Source organism: Synechococcus sp. C9, assembly GCF_022984075.1.
Classification (GTDB): Bacteria; Cyanobacteriota; Cyanobacteriia; order Gloeomargaritales; family Gloeomargaritaceae; genus Gloeomargarita.
Map to the genome: position 1 here is coordinate 262,127 of NZ_JALAAD010000001.1, position 20,156 is coordinate 282,282.

Annotated in this window: 21 protein-coding genes and 1 tRNA gene; 9 read left to right on the top strand and 13 right to left on the bottom strand. The window is 55.9% G+C overall.

Annotated features, from left to right (window positions below; genetic code table 11):
• Positions 1 to 21: 21 nt before the first annotated feature.
• Genes MLD66_RS01315 through pheA form a run of 4 tightly spaced genes read right to left on the bottom strand, consistent with a single transcriptional unit; the run spans position 22 to position 3,685 of the window.
• Positions 22 to 498: an MEKHLA domain-containing protein gene (locus MLD66_RS01315; protein WP_247215143.1), complete on the bottom strand. Its 477-nt coding sequence runs from the start codon at positions 496 to 498 to the stop codon at positions 22 to 24.
• A 4-nt stretch (positions 499 to 502) separates the two neighbouring features.
• Positions 503 to 1,135 carry a uracil-DNA glycosylase gene (locus MLD66_RS01320; protein WP_339397021.1) on the bottom strand — a complete coding sequence of 211 codons (633 nt, stop codon included), beginning with the start codon at positions 1,133 to 1,135 and terminating at the stop codon, positions 503 to 505.
• Between the two features lie 15 nt (positions 1,136 to 1,150).
• Complete coding sequence (locus tag MLD66_RS01325; RefSeq protein ID WP_247215145.1) at positions 1,151 to 2,776, bottom strand: mechanosensitive ion channel domain-containing protein; 1,626 nt, start codon at positions 2,774 to 2,776, stop codon at positions 1,151 to 1,153.
• A 60-nt stretch (positions 2,777 to 2,836) separates the two neighbouring features.
• Entirely contained in the window at positions 2,837 to 3,685 is an 849-nt protein-coding gene (pheA, locus tag MLD66_RS01330) for a prephenate dehydratase (protein ID WP_247215146.1), read from the bottom strand.
• A gap of 58 nt (positions 3,686 to 3,743) precedes the next feature.
• Between pheA and MLD66_RS01335 the strand changes: the two genes are divergently transcribed.
• A complete protein-coding gene (locus MLD66_RS01335; RefSeq protein WP_247215147.1) occupies positions 3,744 to 4,319 on the top strand; it encodes a DUF1997 domain-containing protein in 576 nt (191 codons plus the stop codon).
• On the opposite strand, the gene MLD66_RS01340 is transcribed toward MLD66_RS01335, so the two are convergent.
• On the bottom strand, positions 4,298 to 4,885 hold the full coding sequence (locus MLD66_RS01340; protein WP_247215148.1) for a ribonuclease HII: 588 nt from the start codon (positions 4,883 to 4,885) through the stop codon (positions 4,298 to 4,300). The two genes, MLD66_RS01335 and MLD66_RS01340, sit on opposite strands and share 22 nt — an antisense overlap.
• A gap of 23 nt (positions 4,886 to 4,908) precedes the next feature.
• Here MLD66_RS01340 and MLD66_RS01345 point away from each other — a divergent pair, with 23 nt between their 5' ends.
• Positions 4,909 to 5,529: a DUF1997 domain-containing protein gene (locus MLD66_RS01345; RefSeq protein WP_247215149.1), complete on the top strand. Its 621-nt coding sequence runs from the start codon at positions 4,909 to 4,911 to the stop codon at positions 5,527 to 5,529.
• On the opposite strand, the gene MLD66_RS01350 is transcribed toward MLD66_RS01345, so the two are convergent.
• Complete coding sequence (locus MLD66_RS01350; RefSeq protein WP_247215150.1) at positions 5,487 to 8,006, bottom strand: cation-translocating P-type ATPase; 2,520 nt, start codon at positions 8,004 to 8,006, stop codon at positions 5,487 to 5,489. The two genes, MLD66_RS01345 and MLD66_RS01350, sit on opposite strands and share 43 nt — an antisense overlap.
• Positions 8,007 to 8,516: 510 nt before the next feature.
• Here MLD66_RS01350 and MLD66_RS01355 point away from each other — a divergent pair.
• Positions 8,517 to 9,674 carry a WD40 repeat domain-containing protein gene (locus tag MLD66_RS01355; RefSeq protein WP_247215151.1) on the top strand — a complete coding sequence of 386 codons (1,158 nt, stop codon included), beginning with the start codon at positions 8,517 to 8,519 and terminating at the stop codon, positions 9,672 to 9,674.
• 941 nt (positions 9,675 to 10,615) lie between these two features.
• Positions 10,616 to 12,163 (top strand): tetratricopeptide repeat protein, encoded by a 1,548-nt coding sequence (locus MLD66_RS01360; protein ID WP_247215152.1) that lies wholly within the window; start codon positions 10,616 to 10,618, stop codon positions 12,161 to 12,163.
• Here the strand turns inward: MLD66_RS01360 and MLD66_RS01365 are convergent.
• From MLD66_RS01365 to MLD66_RS01375, 3 genes are all read right to left on the bottom strand, one after another.
• Positions 12,144 to 12,641 (bottom strand): phosphoribosyltransferase family protein, encoded by a 498-nt coding sequence (locus MLD66_RS01365; protein ID WP_247215153.1) that lies wholly within the window; start codon positions 12,639 to 12,641, stop codon positions 12,144 to 12,146. The two genes, MLD66_RS01360 and MLD66_RS01365, sit on opposite strands and share 20 nt — an antisense overlap.
• Positions 12,642 to 12,897: 256 nt before the next feature.
• Entirely contained in the window at positions 12,898 to 13,308 is a 411-nt protein-coding gene (gene mscL, locus MLD66_RS01370) for a large conductance mechanosensitive channel protein MscL (RefSeq protein WP_281438396.1), read from the bottom strand.
• A gap of 29 nt (positions 13,309 to 13,337) precedes the next feature.
• Positions 13,338 to 14,321: a CsgG/HfaB family protein gene (locus MLD66_RS01375; RefSeq protein ID WP_247215154.1), complete on the bottom strand. Its 984-nt coding sequence runs from the start codon at positions 14,319 to 14,321 to the stop codon at positions 13,338 to 13,340.
• A gap of 153 nt (positions 14,322 to 14,474) precedes the next feature.
• Here MLD66_RS01375 and MLD66_RS01380 point away from each other — a divergent pair, with 153 nt between their 5' ends.
• Both MLD66_RS01380 and MLD66_RS01385 read left to right on the top strand, forming a co-directional pair.
• A complete protein-coding gene (locus MLD66_RS01380; protein ID WP_247215155.1) occupies positions 14,475 to 15,071 on the top strand; it encodes a Uma2 family endonuclease in 597 nt (198 codons plus the stop codon).
• A 12-nt stretch (positions 15,072 to 15,083) separates the two neighbouring features.
• Positions 15,084 to 15,560 carry a pentapeptide repeat-containing protein gene (locus MLD66_RS01385; protein WP_247215156.1) on the top strand — a complete coding sequence of 159 codons (477 nt, stop codon included), beginning with the start codon at positions 15,084 to 15,086 and terminating at the stop codon, positions 15,558 to 15,560.
• Positions 15,561 to 15,758: 198 nt separating this feature from the next.
• Here MLD66_RS01385 and MLD66_RS01390 read toward each other — a convergent pair whose 3' ends face one another.
• From MLD66_RS01390 to MLD66_RS01405, 4 genes are all read right to left on the bottom strand, one after another.
• Positions 15,759 to 16,106: a hypothetical protein gene (locus MLD66_RS01390; protein ID WP_247215157.1), complete on the bottom strand. Its 348-nt coding sequence runs from the start codon at positions 16,104 to 16,106 to the stop codon at positions 15,759 to 15,761.
• Between the two features lie 264 nt (positions 16,107 to 16,370).
• Complete coding sequence (gene pstC, locus MLD66_RS01395) at positions 16,371 to 17,264, bottom strand: phosphate ABC transporter permease subunit PstC (RefSeq protein WP_247215158.1); 894 nt, start codon at positions 17,262 to 17,264, stop codon at positions 16,371 to 16,373.
• A gap of 1 nt (position 17,265) precedes the next feature.
• Entirely contained in the window at positions 17,266 to 17,547 is a 282-nt protein-coding gene (locus MLD66_RS01400; protein WP_247215159.1) for a DUF3082 domain-containing protein, read from the bottom strand.
• On the bottom strand, positions 17,540 to 18,139 hold the full coding sequence (locus tag MLD66_RS01405; protein ID WP_247215160.1) for a sigma-70 family RNA polymerase sigma factor: 600 nt from the start codon (positions 18,137 to 18,139) through the stop codon (positions 17,540 to 17,542). Before MLD66_RS01405 ends, MLD66_RS01400 begins: the two co-directional genes overlap by 8 nt.
• A gap of 61 nt (positions 18,140 to 18,200) precedes the next feature.
• Between MLD66_RS01405 and MLD66_RS01410 the strand changes: the two genes are divergently transcribed.
• From MLD66_RS01410 to MLD66_RS01420, 3 genes are all read left to right on the top strand, one after another.
• Positions 18,201 to 18,292: transfer RNA gene (locus MLD66_RS01410), tRNA-Ser, on the top strand.
• A 24-nt stretch (positions 18,293 to 18,316) separates the two neighbouring features.
• On the top strand, positions 18,317 to 18,799 hold the full coding sequence (locus MLD66_RS01415; RefSeq protein WP_247215161.1) for a Tic20 family protein: 483 nt from the start codon (positions 18,317 to 18,319) through the stop codon (positions 18,797 to 18,799).
• Entirely contained in the window at positions 18,799 to 20,106 is a 1,308-nt protein-coding gene (locus MLD66_RS01420; RefSeq protein WP_247215162.1) for an FAD-dependent oxidoreductase, read from the top strand. The genes MLD66_RS01415 and MLD66_RS01420 overlap by 1 nt, the downstream gene beginning before the upstream one ends.
• Positions 20,107 to 20,156 lie beyond the last annotated feature (50 nt).

Consider the following 20,156-nt stretch of genomic DNA (forward strand, 5'->3'; position numbering starts at 1 on the left):
TTCCCCTGATTATACCCTGCTTCACACATCATCTAACCAATCCCATTGGGTAAACATCGCCGCCTGCCCATAAAGGTTACCCATTGCATCGACAACATTCCATAAAATGGCATTGCGAATGAAAAATTTGCGACCTTGACGGCTGATGCGGATGCCCTGGTAATGGTTTGCCCAACCCTGTTGTTGCACCTGTTGTAAAAAATGTTTACGTTCGGGTTGCACTTCTGGTTCCGCAGAGAACCGAGATGGCAGACCGATCAATTGATCCCAGGTGGTTTCCCATAAATCCAAAGCCCTTTGATTGGCATAATTAAACTGGGGGTCAGCTTGGGTGTCATGGGATAAAACCACCCTTGGGCTGTGAAATAAAGCCGCTCCGAATGAAGTCAATTCACCCATTTCAGGGAGTAATGGTTGCCCTGTCCAATGATAGAAACTCTCGCACAAAAGCGCACTGTGTTGTTCCACCCATGCCTCTTGCCAAGGGTATGCGTTCATTCTCTTAGCCCGTTGTCAGGGTATCCAATTTCGCCCGCACCGCCTGAATGTCCTGCCACATCAGCCATTTGGGGCTACCCACCTCCCGGGATGGGTTCCGCAGGAGATAGGCAGGATGCAACACGGGCATACAATCGTACCCCTGCCAGGTGAACCACTGCCCGCGAATTTTGGTAATGCCCCGTTTTTCTTCCAAAATGGCTTGCACCGCCACTGCGCCAGTGAGGAGAATCACCTTCGGGTTCACCAACCGGATTTGCTCCAAAAGATAGGGTTTACAAGCGTCCACCTCCTGGGGTTCCGGGGTGCGATTGCCCGGTGGACGGCACTTGACCACATTGCAGATGTACACATCCCGTTCGGAATCCAAATGGACGGAAGCCAGGATTTTATCCAGCAATTGCCCCGCCCGTCCCACAAACGGCAAGCCGGTTTCGTCCTCCTGTTGCCCTGGACCTTCGCCGATGATCATCAGGGGTGCGTGGGGATTGCCCCGGCTGACGACCACATGGGTGCGGGTGGCGGCTAATTCACACTTCTGACAGGTCAGACAGGTGGCGGTTAATTCTTCCAAATTGGCATAGGTAGCGGTTGGAGCGGGTGGGTCGGGGGGAGCCGCCAATTGAAATAAGTCCATCTGTTCAGCCATAGATTAGCCCAGTGAAGCGGGATTATTGGATTGATTGACCTCGATTTGTCCGTTGGTGGCAGACTCGGTAGCAGTTCGCGCCCAATGCTGCACCACCTGCTCCAAGGCGGGAATATGCACATCCCGTTGGGGGAACGGAATAGTGATATTGTATTTCGCCAAACTCTCCACCACCCGGTAGTACAGGTCACTTTTGATGCGATATTGCTCCCGGGGTTCACAAATCCACACCAGCAGGTCGAACATAATGGCACTTTCCCCGAAATTCACCAACCACACCTGGGGCGCGGGATTGGCTAACACATCCGTATGACGACGAGCCGCCTCCAGCAAAGCCGTCCGCACCGTTTCCACCGGCGAACCGTAGGCGACCCCCACCGGCAGATGCAACCGGGACACGGGATTGCCCAAACTCCAATTGATCACCTGGTTGTCCACAAACCGGGAATTCGGCACGATGATGGACACTCGATCCAGGGTGCGAATTTCCGTCGTGCGAGTGCCGATCCGCTCCACCGTCCCCTGCAAATCCCCCACGTTGATAAAATCCCCCACCTGAATCGGGCGCTCCAGGGTGATGATCAGACCGCTGACAAAATTATTCGCCGTATTTTGCAACCCAAACCCGATCCCCACCCCCAGCACACTCGCCAACAGGGTCAGGGAACTCACATCCAAGCCCCAAATTTGCAAAAGAATAATCGAACCCAGCAGTACCATCGCATAGCGGGTAAACACCGCCACCAATTCCCGCACCCGCTGATCCGCCCCCGCCATCTGCAACACCCGGGATTTGAGTACCCCCGCCACCGTCCCGGATAAAATCCACAGCAGGACAAACAAGGTCACCAGCACCAGCAAATCCAACAGGGAATACCCCCGGTTCCCCAGGGTGACAATGGAAGTGGTCAACCCCACCACCAACGCCCGGAACAGGGAATAGCGGACACTCCGGCTCAGGGGAAATAAATCCGTGGTGTACAGAAACACCGCCAGCCACAGCCCAGTTTGCATGCCGATAAACCCCATCTGGGTAATCAGGCGCAGGGTGCCCTCCAAATGGGGAGCCGTTGTATGTACTGCCCGGGTGAGTGCCCGCACCGACCACTGGCGGAGCCAACCCAGCCCCAAATGCCCCACCAAAGCCATGACCAGCGTAATCGCCGTAAATACCAACGCCTGGGAACGATAGTCGGGAGTGCGTTCCTGTTGCGCCTGGTTCAGGGCACTGTCAATCTCCCGCTTCCAAACCTCCGCCTGCACCTGGGGACTGCGCTCGCCCCCCAAGTCCGCACTGGTGACCGTCAACAAATGCTGGTCATTCAACCGCAGGGTGATCTGCCCAGTGGTGGGGTCCGGCACAATCGTCACCGCCGATACCCGCTGGGGGTCTGCTTGCCGCCGCTCGATTTCCTGAGAGAGTACCCGATTGACCGTATCCGCCCGTTCCACCCCGGTCAAATTGCCCGAATCCCGCACATCAAATAAAGGACGACCATCCACCACCACCGCCGAAGCCTTGCGGGAGAGCAACTGGGGTATGGGTCGTTGCTGTGCCCCCACCGGCAGACTCGTGAGGAGCCACCATACCGCCACTAAGGCTAGTAACCCACTCCACCAGCGACGCATACACCCCCCTGTTCAATCCCTTTTGATATTTTTAGTTAATTTAGTTAATCCCAGTGTAACTTACTCTGCCAGAGCCGCTGGCATTTCCACCGGGGCAATTGTATAGCTTCCGTAATTACGCAAACAACTGGTTTCCTGCGCTAATGCCGCCAACGCCTGCGCAATCCGGGGCTGGCACTGGGCACCCTCTAAATCCACTGAGAAAAAATACTCCCCCAGGGAACGGCGGGTGGGACGGGATTCAATGCGGCTGAGATTGATCCCCGCCTGGGCAAAATGCGCCAATGCCCGCACCAAGGCTCCCGGTGCGTTTTCCGGCACACTAAACGCTAAGGTGGTGTGGCTCCCCTGCCGGTGAGGATTGGTTCCAATGACCCAAAAACGGGTGAGATTATCTGCCGCCAAATCCACCGCCAAGACGGGTAAATGCGCTAACTCAGCCGCCCGGGGGGAAGCAATCGCCGCCGCCGCCGGTTCCCGCTGGACGTACTGCAAGGCTTCGCTCGTAGAACGGGTGGGCAACCAGGGCACATGGGGTAAATGCTCCTCCAGCCAGTACTGACATTGTCCGAGGGCTTGGGGATGGGAATACACCCGTTGAATCTGGTTCATTTCCGAACAGTGGCTAATCAGGACGTGGGCAATGGGCAGGATCAACCCCTGCTGAATGTACAAATCCGGCAACCGCCAGAGCAAATCCAACGTGGTCGTGACGCTCCCTTCCAGGGAATTTTCCACCGGCACCACCCCGTAGTCCGCCTCCCCCTGCGCCACGCTGTGCAACACCTGGGCAATCGTACTGGTGGGCAACCATTGCGGACGCTCCCAGCGCTCCCCAAACCGATGGGCAACCGTTTCACTGTTGGTGCCCGTAGGTCCGAGATAGGCAATGCGGGGATCAGCAAACATACGGAGTTGGGGGCATTCAGTGTTAAGATAATTTACAACGTCAGTAATTAGGTGTTTTATGTTGGTACATTTTGCGGCTCAGGAATCGGTGACCGTGCCCGTGCCGCGCCAACCTATTCCTATTGAACACTACCTGCGCCAACCCCAGCGATTGGTCTATGCGATTGCCGACCCCCAGCAGGTGGAAGTGTTGGCTGACCAGGTGTACCGACTGAAAATGCGCCCCCGCAATTTTTTTTCGTTTACCATCCAGCCCGTGGTGGATATGCGGGTGTGGACGGAAGCTTCTAATATTTTGCACATCCAGTCCGTCGGCTGTGAAATCCGGGGCGTGCCCTACATTGACCGCCGGTTTCGGCTGAATTTAACGGGTACCCTACAGGCGGTGCGTTCGTCCCGGGCTTCCTCCTTGGTGGGGCAAGCCCAGTTGCAGGTGGAAGTGGAGGTGCCCCCGCCTTTGAATATGATGCCTAAGATCATTGTGGAAGCCGCCGGGGACAGCCTGCTCAGCAGTGTGTTGGGGTTGATCAAACAGCAATTGACCCGGCAATTGATTACCGATTATCAGCAATGGGTCGCCAGCACCACCCAGGCGGACGCCAACCCCCAAGGTCATCTGGTTTGGGAAACCTGACAGGGACGAAAGGACAGGCGATGGATGCTACTGGGTCCGTACCGTTGCAGGGCAAGGCGATGGGTAGGCGTACCGTACCCCTTATTGCGGGCTAAATCATAAACGGGGTAGGTTGATGCAAGTTGCGTTAGACATTCATCCCGCCAGACTTTCGCCAATACACTGGCGGCAGCAATGCTGATTTCAGTGGCATCCCCGTCAATCACCGTTTTTTGGGGGTAGGGCAAATCGGGAATGGCATGGCACCCATCCACCAGACATACATCGGGTGTGAGGGGAATGGCAGTAATGGCTCGGTACATGGAGCGCAAGGTGGCTTGGAGAATATTATAGGTATCAATTTCCCAGGGGTCTGCCCAGGCGATGTGCCACCCCAGCGCTATGTTTTGAATGCGGGGCACCCAGGCTTGCCTCTGCCGGGGGGTCAATTGTTTGCTTTCACAGAGTCCCCAGCGGTGCAATTGGGCTTTGCCCGTTGCATCCAGCACCACGGCGGCACTCACCACCGGTCCGCAGAGGGCACCCCGTCCCACTTCATCCACGCCCAATTCCCGGTGGGTTAGCATGGGCACAACCCGGTACATGGTTTATGGCTGAGTTTACCCCGTTTCAGAGTAGCTTTAGCGACTGTATGCCCATGTACGCCCCGGCGCAACAGGTGGCGGACTATTTGGATGCCCACCAGGGTTGGTTTCACCGCTGTGCCCAGCCGATGCAGGTGGAACCGATTGGGAAAACCGGCTATGCCCTGGGGTTGGGGCGGTTTGGGGCATTGGGTTATGAATTGGAACCCCGGATTGGCTTGGATTTGCTCCCCGCTGAGGGGCGAACCTACCGCATTCAAACCGTCCCCGTGCCGGGATTTACCCCGGAGGACTATCAGGTGGATTTTCAGGCGAGTTTAACCCTCGTGGAAATGCCTTTATCCCCGGAACTTGCCCCGGAATTGCCCCATTTGAGCGTCATGACCCAGGTGGAATGGCATTTGGATTTGGGGGTGGCGGTGCATTTTCCCCGGTTTATCAAGGTACTACCGGAAACCCTGATCCAACGCACGGGGGATGGGCTACTGCGGCAGATTGTCCGGCAAGTGTCCCGCCGTTTGACCCGCCGGGTGCAGGAGGATTTTCACCACAGCCAGGGTTTGCCCATGCCCAAACCGGTGCATCAGTTTCGCTGGTGGCGTCGCCACGACCAACGCCGGTGCTGAGCCGCCTGGTAAAGTTCCGTGCGGGTAAGGGGACGACCCTGCTGGGTTTGCCGCTGGGCTAAATCCAGTAACCATTGGGCATTACAGGCGGTCACCACATCCTGCCATTCCGGTCGGGTTACATCTGCCAAAGTTAAGCAGGTGCCCGTCATCGCTCGTCCTTTACCAAAACTGAGACTGAGCAATGGGTCTGTTTGCCAGTTCAAGCCAATTTCCACCGGTTCCCCGTCCGGCAATACCCCTTGTGCCAACCGGGTCGTGCCTTGGGGATAGGGGGCAGGCGGACGCAGGGTGAGGGAATTGAGAATCACCCCCAGGGAACTGCCCGCCATCAACGCCGCCGCCCAAGTGGGGGTCAATGCCCAACCCCAGGGGAGAAACACCCCCGCCGCCAGGGGAATGGCAACCGCATTGTACAAAAACGCCCAAGCCAGATTTTGGTAAATTTTCGCCAGGGTGCGTTGGCTCAAGGTCAAAGCCGCCAGCACATCCCGCAGGTCGTTGTGAATGAGGACAATGCCCGCACTTTCCAACGCCACCTGGGTACCCTGCGCCATGGCAATGCCCACCTGCGCCGCCATCAACGCCGGGGCATCGTTACTGCCGTCCCCCACCACCGCCACCCGCAGACCTTGCGCTTGCCATTGGTTCACCCAGTCCACCTTATCCGCCGGGAAGAGTCCCCCTTTGACCTGATCCGACCCTAACCCCAGGGTTTGCGCCAGGTATTGCACCACTTCCGGGCGGTCCCCGCTCAACACCCGCACCTGCATCCCCTGTGCCTGCAACGCCTGCACCACCTCAGCGGCTTCCGGGCGCACCTGATCCCGCAGGAGGATCACCCCCACCGGTTCACCCGCTACCTGCAATGCCACCAGGGTTTGACCGGGTGCCAGTGCCAGGGGTAATTCCCGTTCCTGCGTCCAACGTCCCAGGGAAACCGGATAACCCGCCACCTCAGCGGTCACCCCCACCCCCGGTTGCGGCTGAAGGGCTGTAATCTGCCAGGTGCGGTTAACCGACGGTGCCCCGGTGCGAATCCCCACTGCCAAGGGATGGGTACTGCCCCATTCCAACTGCGCCGCCAACTGCCAGAGTTCCGCTTCATTGCTCACCAACGGATGGGGAGTCAGTAATTTCACCTGCTCCACCCGGGGTTGTCCTTGGGTCAACGTACCCGTTTTGTCAAACACCAGGCAATCAATCCCCGCCACCCGCTCCAAAATATCGCCACCCCGGATCAACAGCCCCCGTTGCGCCCCCCGGGTCAACCCCACCAAAATCCCCATCGGCGTTGCCAAACCCAATGCACAGGGGCAAGCCACCACCAGCACCGCCGTCACCCGATGCACCGCCACCAGCCAAGGGTGTGCCAAATCCGACCACCACCAGGGTGCCACCACCCCCCAAAACAGCAAGGTCAGCCCGGCGATCCCCATCACCGCATAGGTAAACCACCCCGCCACCCGGTCAGCGATCCCCTGCACTGGTGCTTTGCGGGCTTGTGCCGCCAGGACAAGCTGGATAATCTGCCCCAAACGGGTCGCCCCCCCGGTTGCCGTGACCTCAACGTTCACCGCATCGCCCACATTCACCGTACCGCTGTACACCGGGTCTCCAGGTATGCGGGTCACCGGCAGGGATTCCCCCGTCAATGTCGCCTGATCCACCAGGGTCATCCCCTCCTGAACGACCCCATCCACCGGAAACGTTTCCCCTGCTTCCACCCGCACCTGTTGCCCCACCTGCACCTGGTTCAGCGGCACCATTTCCCACACCCCCTGGGGCGACAGCCAGCGTGCCAGCGGCGGTTGCAGCGCCACCAACCCCTGTAATGCCCGTCCCGCCCGTGCCCGTGCCCGCAGTTCCAACGTCTGCCCCACCAACATCAGGGCAACTACCATCACCACCTCTACAAAAAACCGATCCCACCCCAACCCTGGCAACAGCCACGCCACTGTACTGCCAATGTACGCCACCGAGACCCCCAACCCCACCAGGGTGTACATGGTCGGTGCCCCATTCCGCCAACTTTGCCACCCAGAAATCAACATTCCCCGCCCCGGCACCAACAGGGTCACCGTCGCCAACAGCCATTCCGTCAGCGGGTGATGCAACCACGGCCAATGGTGATGCCCCCAGGGGAGATGCCCTAGCCCCGAAATCAACAACAATCCCATCGCCAGCGCCAACTGCCAGCCCGACCGATTGGCAGAAAACCCAGGGCTGTCCCACAGGTGATGGGGTTGACTGGGAAACCCCTTTTGGGTGAGAAATTGAGCCAATTTTTCTGGGATAACCTGGGTGACATCGGCAACCACCTGGGCTTGCCGGGTCGCCAAATTCACCGTCACCGCCAGCACTCCTGGATAGGACTGGAGATGCTTCTCAATGGCACGCACACAGCCGCCGCATTTCATCCCCTCGACATCGAGGACAATGTGCTGGGTTGCCGGAAGCCTCGTAGTGGTGGTCATAGCCATTCGGTAATGATATGAGCTTGCTTAATTCTTACTTAAATTTACTTAAGGACACCATTATTCGTTCAAAATTTAGAATCTATTAAAGAATCTGGGGTTACAGGGGCACCGTCTGGTTTTGGGTAACATAGTTATTTTAGCGAAATAACTTGCTAGTGGTGCCTGCCAATAGAGGGCACTTCTAAAAATAGGTCGCAGGGGCGTAGTCCCCGTCAAAGAAGCACCTGCGGTCTATGGTTCTCGATAGCCTCCGTGGCGTAGCCATTAGTATGGGCATTTTAGCGAAATAATCTTCCAGTGGTGGCAATAAATAGAGGTGCCCTATCGCCATCCTCAACGAGAATGGAACAAAGGTCGCAAGGACAGCAACCCCATACTTAGTTCTACAGAATTGTTGTTGGTTAATCACAGCGGATAGATAGGCCCTATAATAATTAGGGGGTTAGAGAATCAAGCCACGAACAATTTAGTCCAGTTAGTCCAAATATATTTCCCCTGATTTTTCCTATGACCCTTGGGAGTGCCCCCCGGATCAAATGCCCCCGTTGTGGTTATGACCAGAACCCTGCCAGTGCGACCCATTGTGAAATTTGCAATTTTCCCCTCAAAAAACGCTCCCCCTTACCCTGGATACTGTTAGCTTTGGTAGCCGCATTAGCGGGAGCCGGGGGCTACTGGTTGTTCACCCGCCGTCCTGCCCAGGTTGCAACCGAGTCCGTTGTTTCCCCGCCGCCTCCAACGCCAGACATTCCCCACCAAACGACTCCCCCTGTCCCCAACAATGCACCGGGTCAACTGCGAGCCACCTTGGCGGGTCACACGGGCTACATCAATACGGTGGTTTTTACCCCGGATGGACGCTATTTGTTCAGTGCCAGCGAGGACAAGACGATCCGGGTTTGGGAGGTGGCGACGGGCAAAGCCTTGCGTACCCTGGTGGGGCATCGGCAGGAAGTGCTGGGGATGGCGGTCACCCCGGATGGGCGCACCCTGGTCAGCGGCGGCAAGGACAATCTCATCAAAATTTGGGATGTGGCGACGGGCGAGGAACGGCAAACCCTGCGGGGACATGGGTATTGGGTCACGTCCATTAGCATCCATCCCCAAGGCAAAACCTTTGCCAGTGCCAGCTACGACCGTACCGTGCGGCTGTGGGACCTCAGCGGCAAACCCCTGAATACCCTCAAGGGACATGAGGACATTGTACTCTACGTGACCTACAGCCCCGACGGTCAAACCCTGCTCAGTGCCAGCGTGGACCGTACCATTCGCATTTGGCAGGGGGGACAACTGCGCCACACCCTCACGGGTCATACCAGCGACGTGAACTGGTTAGCTTTTACCCCCGACGGTCAAGCCTTTGTCAGCGTCAGCCGGGATGCCACCCTCAAATACTGGAATCTCAACACCCGGCAAGTGGTGAAAACCCTCACCGGTCATGTGGGGGAAATCTTTACTGTCGCCGTACATCGTAATGAAAAATGGGTCGCCAGCGCTGGTCGGGATCAGGTCATTCGCCTCTGGGACTTGACCCAAGGGCAAGAAATCGCCCAACTGCGGGGGCACACGGGTTGGATTTATGGGATCACTTTCAGCCCCGATGGTCGCCTGCTTGCCAGTGGTAGTGTGGACAAACTGGTCAAGTTGTGGAGCATTAACCCCTAGGCGTGAGTGGGTATTTTTATGGCAATCGCACTTGAATTGTAAGTAAAAGTTTTATTCTTAAAAAGGCAAAGGTCCGATAGCATTGCCTTGTCCTAGTTATCAGTAATCTTTTTATTCACATAAATATAGTAATCCTAAATAAGAATGGAATAGGGGTCGCAGGGGCACCGTCGCCGTATTTGGTTCTGGAAAATTTCTGTATGCCTACGGCACGCAAGCTCACGTTAATCAAATAGGATTGCTATATGAATTCAATTACAGTCTATTAAGGGGTTGCGGTTGTCAACCCACTTGCTCTCACCTCGTTAAGGCTCAGCCTTGGAAACAGAATTTTTTGTATCCCTTTCCTTTAATTTCCTTTAATGGGCACCTCTATTTATTTGCACCCATTGAAGGTTATCTCGCTGGAATGCCCATCCCATTGAGAACCAAAGCCGGGGGCTACGCCCCTGCGACCTATTTTTAGAAGTACCCTATAACAAAGCATTACTTGGATAGCACTACCCTGCAACTGCTGTTTTGAATTGTGGGCACCTCTATTTATTGGCACCCCTCGAAGGTTATCTCGTTAGAATGCTCATGTTATCGAAAACCAAGGACGGGGGCAAAGCCCCTGCGACCTATTTTTAGAAGTACCCTATAACAAAGCATTACTTGGATAGCACTACCCTGCAACTGCTGTTTTGAATTGTATTAGGACTGCCCTGGTGCTACTCCATCGGTAAATCAAAGGCTTCGCCACGCAAGCTATCAGTGATCGGAATCACCTCACCCGGTTCCTTCAGTAAATATACGTTCATTTAGAAAAATGGCTTATTTTTTACGAAAAAATACTTACTTTTTAGGGATTAGGGATTTTTTGTGATTTTTATCACTGGCAAGCCTTATCCCTAACTACAAGGATGGAATTACTGTGATTGACCCTGCTTCTGGTTTGTCCTATGACCCACCCCAACCCCGACCTTTCCCCGTCACGGCAGAAGCAGTCGCAGCGATTGCAGGCGGTGCCACTCCAGGCGGAAGGTTTTTACCACCAGGGGTTAAAGAAGGTGGAGCAGGGGGATTTGCCCAGGGCGATCCAGTTTTTTACCCAGGCGTTGCAATGCTATCCGCAGTACAGCCCAGCCTATTACCAGCGGGGACTGGCAAAGTTGCATTCCCATGATTACCAGGGCGCTCAGGCGGATTTCGACCGGGCACTGACCCTGGAGCCGGATCATGCCATGACCTACTACCACCGGGGGTTGACCCGCTATCGGTTGGGTAATCGCCAGGGGGCGATTGGGGATTATACGCAAGCGATTCGTCTGCAACCGAATTTGGCAGATGCCTATTACAACCGCAGTATTGCCCGTCGTCGGGAAGGGGATTTTCAGGGGGCGTTGGCTGACCATGCCCAGGCGTTGAAACTGAATCCCAACTACACCCACATTCACGGGACGGCGCAGGGTGTGGCGCACAACAGTGCGGGGCAATTTTATCAAAAGGGGTTGGCGCAGGCGGAGCTAAAAAATTGGGCGGCGGCGATTGAGGCGTACAATCAATGTCTGCGGGTGAAGCCGGATTTTGCCCCAGCCTATTTGCAGCGGGGGTTGGCACGGCAGGCGGCGGCGGATGTGCGGGGGGCGATTGCGGATTACACCCGGGCGTTACTGCTTGACCCGAACCTGACCCAGGTGTATTACCATCGGGCGGAGGCACGGGCGGCGTTGGGAGATCAGCGGGGGGCGATGGAGGATTTTAACCGGGTACAGCCGGAACCCCGCCGTTGTCCACCCCTGGTCACGGAACCCCCCGTAGCGGCAGAGCAACATTTCCAGGCGGCTTTAACCCATATGCGGGAGGGACAAACGGAGCAGGCGATTGCCCGGCTCACCGAGGCGTTGCGGCTTTTTCCCCAGCACGGGGAAGCCTATTTCCGGCGGGGATGGTTGCGGTTTTATCTGGGGGACAATCGGGGGGCGTTGGAGGATTACCACCAGGCATTGCAGTGGTTGCCCAAGCGGGCGGATATTTACTACCAACGGGGCTTGACCCGCTATCGGTTGGGGGATAAGCAGGGGGCGGTGCAGGACTACACCCAGGCGATTGCCCTGCAACCGGATTTTGCCGATGCCTATTACAATCGCAGTATTGCGTACCGGCGTATGGGGTACTATACCGAGGCGGTGAAAGACCATAACCAAGCCCTGCGTTTGAATCCCAATTTTGCCTATGTGCATGGCACGGCGCTGAATCCCACGAGCGAGGATGCCCAGGATTTTTATGAGGTGGGCAATGGCAAGGCACAGCGGGGGGATTTTCAGGGGGCGATTCGGGACTACAACCAAAGTCTGCGGTTGAACCCCAATTTTGCTTTAGCGTATTACCGGCGGGGTTTACTGCGCTACGAATTGCGGGATCAGCGGGGGGCGATTGGGGATATTCGCCGGGCGTTGGAACTTGATCCCACGCTAGAAATTCCCGTGTTTATGTTGCCCCAGGGGTAGGGGGAAATTGCCAGTGGTCATAGGGTTCAAAGGGCTGATGAATCCAGGGGTTATGGGGGAGACATTCCACATAGTAATCGGGTTGAAATTGGGCGTGTCCTTTCACCCAAATCACCGCCGTTTTTAGCTCTATAATCTGGGGATGTTCCTGGAATAAACGGGACACAATTGCCGCTAACGTTTTACCTGAATCTACTAAATCATCCACCACCAAAAGCCGGGCGCTGAGATGCCTTTGGGTCATGGTAATGTGGGGGGCAATGTGTAGGGAACCTTGCTGTTGACCGGTGTAGGATTGGGCAATGAGAATCGCCAGCGGTTTTTGAAACATTCGTGAACATATATCCCCTACCCGCAAGCCACCCCGGGCAATCGCTAAAATTTGGTCAAATTCCCACCCAGAATCGTGAATGGTTTGGGCGAGTTGTTCAATTTTTTGGTGATACTGTTCCCAACTCAGGTGGTAATCCTGGGGCAAGTCCCATTCCCCCCATCAGTAACTTTTTGTAATTATTGGTAATTATAGCGATTCTCCATCCCTTGCCAACGCTTTTCTTGCGCAACAGGTGAGGAGGATTAAATAAATCTAAAAAATGGCTTCAGGGCACCTCCCTAAATGTAACGGGAGTGGTCACAGGGGAGCATCCCCCGCCCTTGGTTCTGGTATGGGTTGGCTCAAATAAGAAATGCCCTTCAATAAATCTAAAATCAAAGTGAGAGGTTTTGCCGTTTTCCTAGCGCATGGATGAGTGGTCTAAATGCGCATTTAACCGTTCAATAGCCAGCGCCAATCGCTCCTCGGTCGTGGGTTCGGTAGGGGTATCTGGCTCTGGGGCTGGGCGGGTGAGGATGAACCGAATCAACAGAAATAACACCAGGGCCACGATCAGGAAATCCACAATTGCTCCCAAAAAGTTGCCGATTTTCACCCCTGGGCCAATGGTTAACAGCCGCCAGTCGCCCCCAGGGATCAGCGGGTTCACCAAAGGCATCACCACATCTTCCACGAAGGAAGTGATAATCTTACCAAAAGCACCACCAATAATCACGGCTACAGCCAAATCTACCACATTACCTTTGAAGGCAAAATTGCGGAATTCTTGCCAAAATTGCCCCAGTCTCGGGCGAGGCCGTCTTCTTACCATGCCGGTGTCCTGTTGAGGAGCATCAGAGCCTACTCAACCGGTTTGGCCGCATCCCCGACCTTCAACCCTTGCCCACTCAAAATCCGCCCCACCGCCGAAACTCCATCCACTTCCGTCAACTGTACCCGTCCCACCGGCTGGGTATCCTTCCGCAGGACTTTGCCGGTTTGGGGGTCCTTGATTTCTCGGACGACCCGCTCCACCGACATCACCATGCCGGGTTTGAGTCCATCTTTGGCTCCCTTATTCAAAATGACCCGCCCGGGGGCGACATCCGCCACAATCGCAATCACATCGGGCAGGAGGGGGGGCAAAGCGGCCAAAACGGCAGATTGCTGTACCAGCCCATCGGCGAGTTGGGCAACGGCCTGTTCCGCGGCGGCACTCAGCAATTGATCCCGGGCATCGGTTGTACTCCCCCCACCAATGCCGTAAACCGTAGCCCCACCGGTGCCTTTATCCGCCGTACCCGCTCCCTCCGCCACCGCCAAAATCTCCCCGGTGCTGGTGTTGACGATTCGGGCGTTGAGTTTCACATCCGCTTTCTGTTTTTGACTGCTAGTGGAAATGCCAAAGAAACCCACATTTACCCCAGATTGGGATTGTTCAAGATTGAACTGGGTAATGGTGCCAATAATCACCGCATCGGCTCCCAGTAAACGGCCAATTTGAGCGGCGGTTGCGGGTTCAATCCGTCCACTTGCCCCCAGGTTTTGTTCCGCCAAAATTTGATTAATCCGACTGCGCTCCACCATGATAAATGTACCATTTTGCACCAACCGATTGGTCAAGAGGTCGCTAACGCCCTTCGCCGGGCCAACGGTTCCGGTTAGCCCTAACCCCGTTAAGCCAGTGCTGGCAAAATCAAAATCTAACACTGCCAAGCGTTTCTTGGTTTGCACTTGGATTTGCTCTAACCCCACCCCCTGCGCCACCACGATGGACGGCAGAGCCACCGATACGCAACCCGCCACGACCATCCCCACCAGCAAGCCCCTCATCCCAGTATTCATCCCCTTCATGCTCCCGTTGATCATTAACCAGTCGTTTTAGTCATGATTCCTTCCCGGTACTATACCACGTCTGTTCTCCCCCGGAAAATGTTCCTATAATTTGCTTAATTTTATCGGTAAAATCGGGGGTAGATACTTAATAATTAAAATGCAATGAATCCAGCCAATCAGACGCTCCGGTGGACGATGCGGGATGTGGAAGCCCTGCCCGATAACGAGTGGATTCGCTACGAAATTATTGATGGAGAACTGTACGTGACCCGTGCCCCCCACCATCGCCACCAATATACGGTCGGGCGGATTTTTGCTCTGCTGGATGCCTGGTCTCGCCAAACCGGATTGGGGGAGCCTTCCATCCTGCCAGGGTTGATTTTTTCCGACTCGGATTATGTGGCACCGGATGTGGCGTGGTTGAGCTACGGGCGGTTGCGGCATCTCCAGGATGAGGTCGGGCATTTTCGGGGTGCGCCGGAATTGGTGGTGGAGGTGCTGTCCCCCGGCAAAGCCAATGAGGATCGGGATCGCCTGGCGAAATTGAAGCTCTATTCCCGGCAGGGGGTGCAGGAATACTGGATCGTTGACCCGGTGCTCCAGCAGGTGGAATTGTACCGACGGGAACAGGCGCAGTTGGTGCGCTTTGCCACGCTCTTGCCAACGGATGAACTCACTTCGCCGGTATTGCCGGGGTTTCGCTGTACCGTCGCCGAGGTGTTTACCAGCCGGGCAGAGTCGTATAATACGGGCAGTTGAGGGGAGAATATCATGGTTTGGTGGGGACGTTGCTTGGCGTTGGGGCTGGCACTGTGGTTCTTCTTTCTGAGTCCGGTGGGGGCGGAAGATTACAACAAACGTTCCTTGATTGGCATGAATTTTGCGGGGCAGGATTTGACCGATTCCAGTTTTGTGAAAGCTGTCCTGCGGCAGGCAAATTTCCAGGGGGCGGACTTGCGGGGGGTGAGTTTTTTTGGGGCGAACCTGGATGGTGCCAATTTAGCCGGGGCAAATCTGGCAGGAGCGACTCTGGATACGGCTTTGATGACCCGCACGAACTTGCAAAATGCGATTTTGACCGGAGCCTACGCCTACCTGACCAATTTCAAGGGGGCAGACATTACCGGGGCGGATTTTACGGATGTGGGTCTGCGACGGGATGCCCAAATGCTCTTGTGTGAGCGGGCTAGTGGGGTGAATCCAGTCACCGGCGTAGCCACCCGGGAGAGTTTGGGATGCCCTCCTTGAGCGAAAATTGGGGTTATAGCACTCTCATGTGAATTGTGAGTATAAATTTTAGTTCTCCATCTGTGAGCATCCTCATTAAATAAATTTAGAATAGGGGTCGCAGGGAAACTCCCACGCATTTGGTTCTGTAAAATTTCTGTTCCTTAATTAAGTGAGGTTGCGGGGCATAATTGGGTTGTGATTCTGACCGACTTCAATTTACTGCGCTCGAAGTAGGGCGGCGATGGCTGGGGCTAAACTTTGCACGAGGGGGGTAAAAATGGTAGCGGCGGCGGCGGCAATGATCACCGTGCGGCTGATGGACAAATTATCTCGTGATAGTTGCAGGAATCGTTCTTCCCACTTGTCCACCCGTTGCACCGTCTCCCTAATGTCCACCTCCAATTTATCTACCTTGCCTTCCAATTTATCTACCTTGTCTTCCAGGTTATCTACCTTGCCTTCCAGGTTATCTACCTTGTCTTCCAGGGCGGAGAGCCGGGAATCAATCCTGTCCAGGCGATTCAACACCTGATTTTGGAAGTCTTGGGGTTCTAAGTCTTGCATGGTGGATACTCCGTTGATATGTCAAGTGTATCCCCTATCGTCATTGCAGAACCTCTCTCTCCCTCATTTTTAACAATTGTAGTTTTGTGAAGTTTTCTTATTCACATGCAGGACGCTTTGTAGAGAACTTCTATAGCAATCCTACTTGATTAGTGAACAGAGATTCCCCAGAACCAAGGACGGGGACGGTGCCCCTGCGACTGCTAACTTTGAATTGATAGAGATGCCCTGTAGTTAAAATATTTTAGGGCAATTTTAATTTTTTCATTGATGAGAATCAGCAAAAAATCCCGTCCCCATCCGTGCCACCAGTTGCACTACCACCGTCACCCCCAAGAGCACCAACGCCGCATACATCAACGCCGCCACCTGCATCCCCTGGGCTTCGGCAAATTGATTTGCCAGCAAACTGGGGATCGTACTGCCCGCTTGCCATAGGGACGTGCTCACCCGGTTGGCATTGCCAATCAGCATGGTCACCGCCATTGTTTCCCCCAACGCCCGGGCTAAAGCCAGCAAAATTCCCGCACCAATCCCCGCCCGTGCCGCCGGTAGCAAAATCCCCAACAGGGTTTCCCAGCGGGTCGCCCCCACCGCCATCGCCGCCCAACGGTACTCCTGGGGCACCTGCGCCAAACTACTGCGTGCCACTGCCGCCACCGTCGGCAAAATCATTACAGCTAACACTAAGGTGGCGACCCCCACCGATGGTCCAATGGTTGATCCGCCGAAGACTTGCGGCAGTAACTTTTGCGCCGTTCGCAGAGCCGGAATCAGGATAAAAATCCCCCACAGCCCATAGACCACACTGGGAATCGCCGCCAACACCTCCACCGCCGCCGCCGCCGCCGCCTGCCAAACCGGGGAAATGTGCGCCCAGGACTCGGTTAACCCAATCGCCACCCCCACCCCCAAGGGCACCGCCAAGCTCAAGGATAGCCCCGCCGTCAGCACCGTTCCCCACACCTGCGGCAAAATGCCGTACTGCCCCTGCACCGGATTCCACACCTGCCCTAACAAAAAATTCCCACCGAAGGCACGGATGGCTGGGGTCGCTTGGACAAATAACACACCGACGATTGCCAGCAACAAGCCCCCGGTTCCCAGGGCACACACCGCTGTCAGTCCCAGGAATAGCCGCTCCCAAACCTGGGTCATCTTAGCCCTCCGGGGGTGACCAAGCCACCTGCACCGCCAAGGCAACCAGCCCGACGGTAAACACCCCCAAGACCACCACCGCCAGGGTGCCGCCCCCCACCAACACCGTGCGTACCAAGCTCGCCAAACGCAGAACCAGGGGGTTTTGACTGTGGATGGGATGGGCAGTTAACCCCGCCACCATCGCCCGGGTGAGGGCATACACCGCCAACCCCAGCGCACCGCTAATCGCCGCCCCAGTCAAGCACCGTCCGGGGGTCAAAGGGGGTTGGGGTTCAGACATCCACCGGCTCCCCTTCCAGATAGATAGACCAAATATCCGCAGGCAGGTGGGTCACCAACTCCCGCTGACCGATGGGAATCAAAGCGGCGACCTGCTCCGGGGTTAATGCCAATTCCTGGGCAATTTGCTCCTCCGACCAATGCCCAATGGTTTTCAATAACATTACCAACCGCAGGGGCGTGGCTAATTTCTGCAATGCCTCTTCCAAATAACACCACAGGGGTGGGGGTGCCGCCGGTAAGCGGTAGTGAATGCTCTCCGGGGCGGGAACTTCCACCCGGGTCAACCAATCCCCCGTGCGGTCCACCAGCCAGGTTTGTAAACTGGTCATGCCCTCCGGGGGAACCAAGTCCCGCAACTGTTGGTACAAATACCGCCAGGTGGTGGCAAACAAATAATCCACCTGTACCCCCGTCGGTGCCGCATGGCTGACCAGGGCATATACCACTAAGGCATAGCGACAAAATAAAGCCACAAACGCCCGTCCCTGTTCCGGTTCCTGTTGCAACTGGCGCAATAATTTAACATCTTCCTGTCCCTGCAACGCTTGCACCAACGGGTGTTGACACTCGCAAAAATTCGGCAATTGCATCCAGGAATCTCCAGAACCTTTTGGGGTTATGTTATAGTACAGGTCTATTCTAAATCTACCCGGAGAGGTGGCTGAGTGGTCGAAAGCGGCAGATTGCTAATCTGTTGATAGGCAGGCAACTCCTATCCGAGGGTTCGAATCCCTCCCTCTCCGTCGCTACCTTCAGGATTAAACCCTATGACTTGGCGCAGTTCTACCACCCCCCTCGACCGGACTTTTGCGGCATTGGTGTACCTGATCCCCCTATATGATGGGATTGTCTATGGTCGCTTTCTGTTCGCCCAATTCCCCTTTTTAACCTATCTGCAATATCCCCTGCTTCCCTTGGCGATTGTGTACAGCTTAATTCCCTTTGGATTAGGCAGTTTATTGGTGTTTATTGCCCTGTTTGTGGGGGTAGTGCGGAATGAAAAAATCCCCCATTTCATCCGGTTTAATACCATGCAGGCAATTTTAATCAGCATTATATTAGCCATAGTTAGCCTGATTTACCAAGTTATTTTGCAACCCCTGATTCGGGGATTTTTCGCTGAAGTTTTGTTCAATACCATTTTCCTAGGGGTGTTGGTAATGGTGGGCTATAGCGTGGTGCAATCCGCCCGGGGTCGCTATGCGGAAATGCCAGTGATTTCCGAAGCCAGCTATCTACAAACCCGGTAATGGCGGTTGAGTACAACGTCGTTATTTTGGGGGGACATTTAGAGGCGCGTTGGGTGGCGCTTTGGGCGGCACAGCAGGGGGCACGGGTGGCTCTGGTGACGGACGGAACCCAGGACTGGGGCATGGTGGCAGTGGCACTCTGGGCACAGGTGGCGGTCATGGCTCATCAGGCGCAACAGTCGGCGTGGCTGTTCACCGGGGAATGGGGCACCCAGCCGGTGTGGGAGCGGGCGTGCCGTTGGGTGGAACAACAACTGTGGGTCTATCAAACCCAGTACAGCGATAGTTGGCTGTTGCAGTGCGGAGTGGATGTGGTTGCGGGACCTGGGGTGTTTGCTACGGAGCCGCATCTGGCGGTGGAAACCCCGGAACGTCGCCTGCGGGGGTGTGGTTATGTGGTGGCAACCACGGGCGTGCCGGTTTTGCCAGAGGTGCCCCAACTGCGGCAAGTGCCTTTTTTCACCCTGGCGCAGCTTCATACCCTGTCCCAACATCCCCGGCGCACCGCCATTTTGGGCAATACTCCGGCGGCGATTGGGTTGGCGCAGGCGTGGAACCGGTTGGGTGTGCCCGTGTTTTTGCCGGTCGGGGAACATCGGTTACTGCCGGGGGAAGAGGGACTGCTGGCACGGCGGTTGGAGCGCATCCTGCGGGCGGAAGGGGTACACATCGAGACGGAAACGCCCCTCAAATCCGTGACCGCCCGGACGACGGGGGTATATTTAGACGGCGGGCATTGCGCCAGCGAAGTGGATACCCTGGTGGTGGCGACCCCCAACCACGTCCCCCCGGAAACCCTGGGCACGGTGGAACTGCGGCGGCAAGGGCACTACCTGCGGGTGAATCGCTACCTCCAGACCAGTCACCCCCGGATTTATGCGGTGGGGGATGCGGTGGGGCACTATCCCATACCGGCGGTGCTGGGCTATGAATTGCACATTGCCGTACAGAATATCCTCTACCGGCGGCGCCAACCCCTCTATCGCCATTTGTCCTGGGTGATTCCCACCGACCCGGTACTCCTGCGCCAAGGGTGGACGGAAGCCCAAGCCCGCCCGCACACCCCCCGTTTGCAGGTGGAAACCCCGCCCCTGAGCAAACGCATTCGCAACCGCCGGGGACAAACCCTGGGCTGGCATACCCTGGCACCCCATGCCCTACATCGTCATTACAGCCAATTGCCACCAGCGCAAATTTCTTGGGATAGTTGGCGGTGGGTTTTGGGAGAAACCACGTTACCCACTCCTCCGCAACCCTCTTTTTGGCGGGAACTGCGCTGGACTTGGCAAAGAGATGGCACAGATTAACCGGCGGACATACCAGTTTACAATTAATTAAAACGCATTGAACTTAGCAC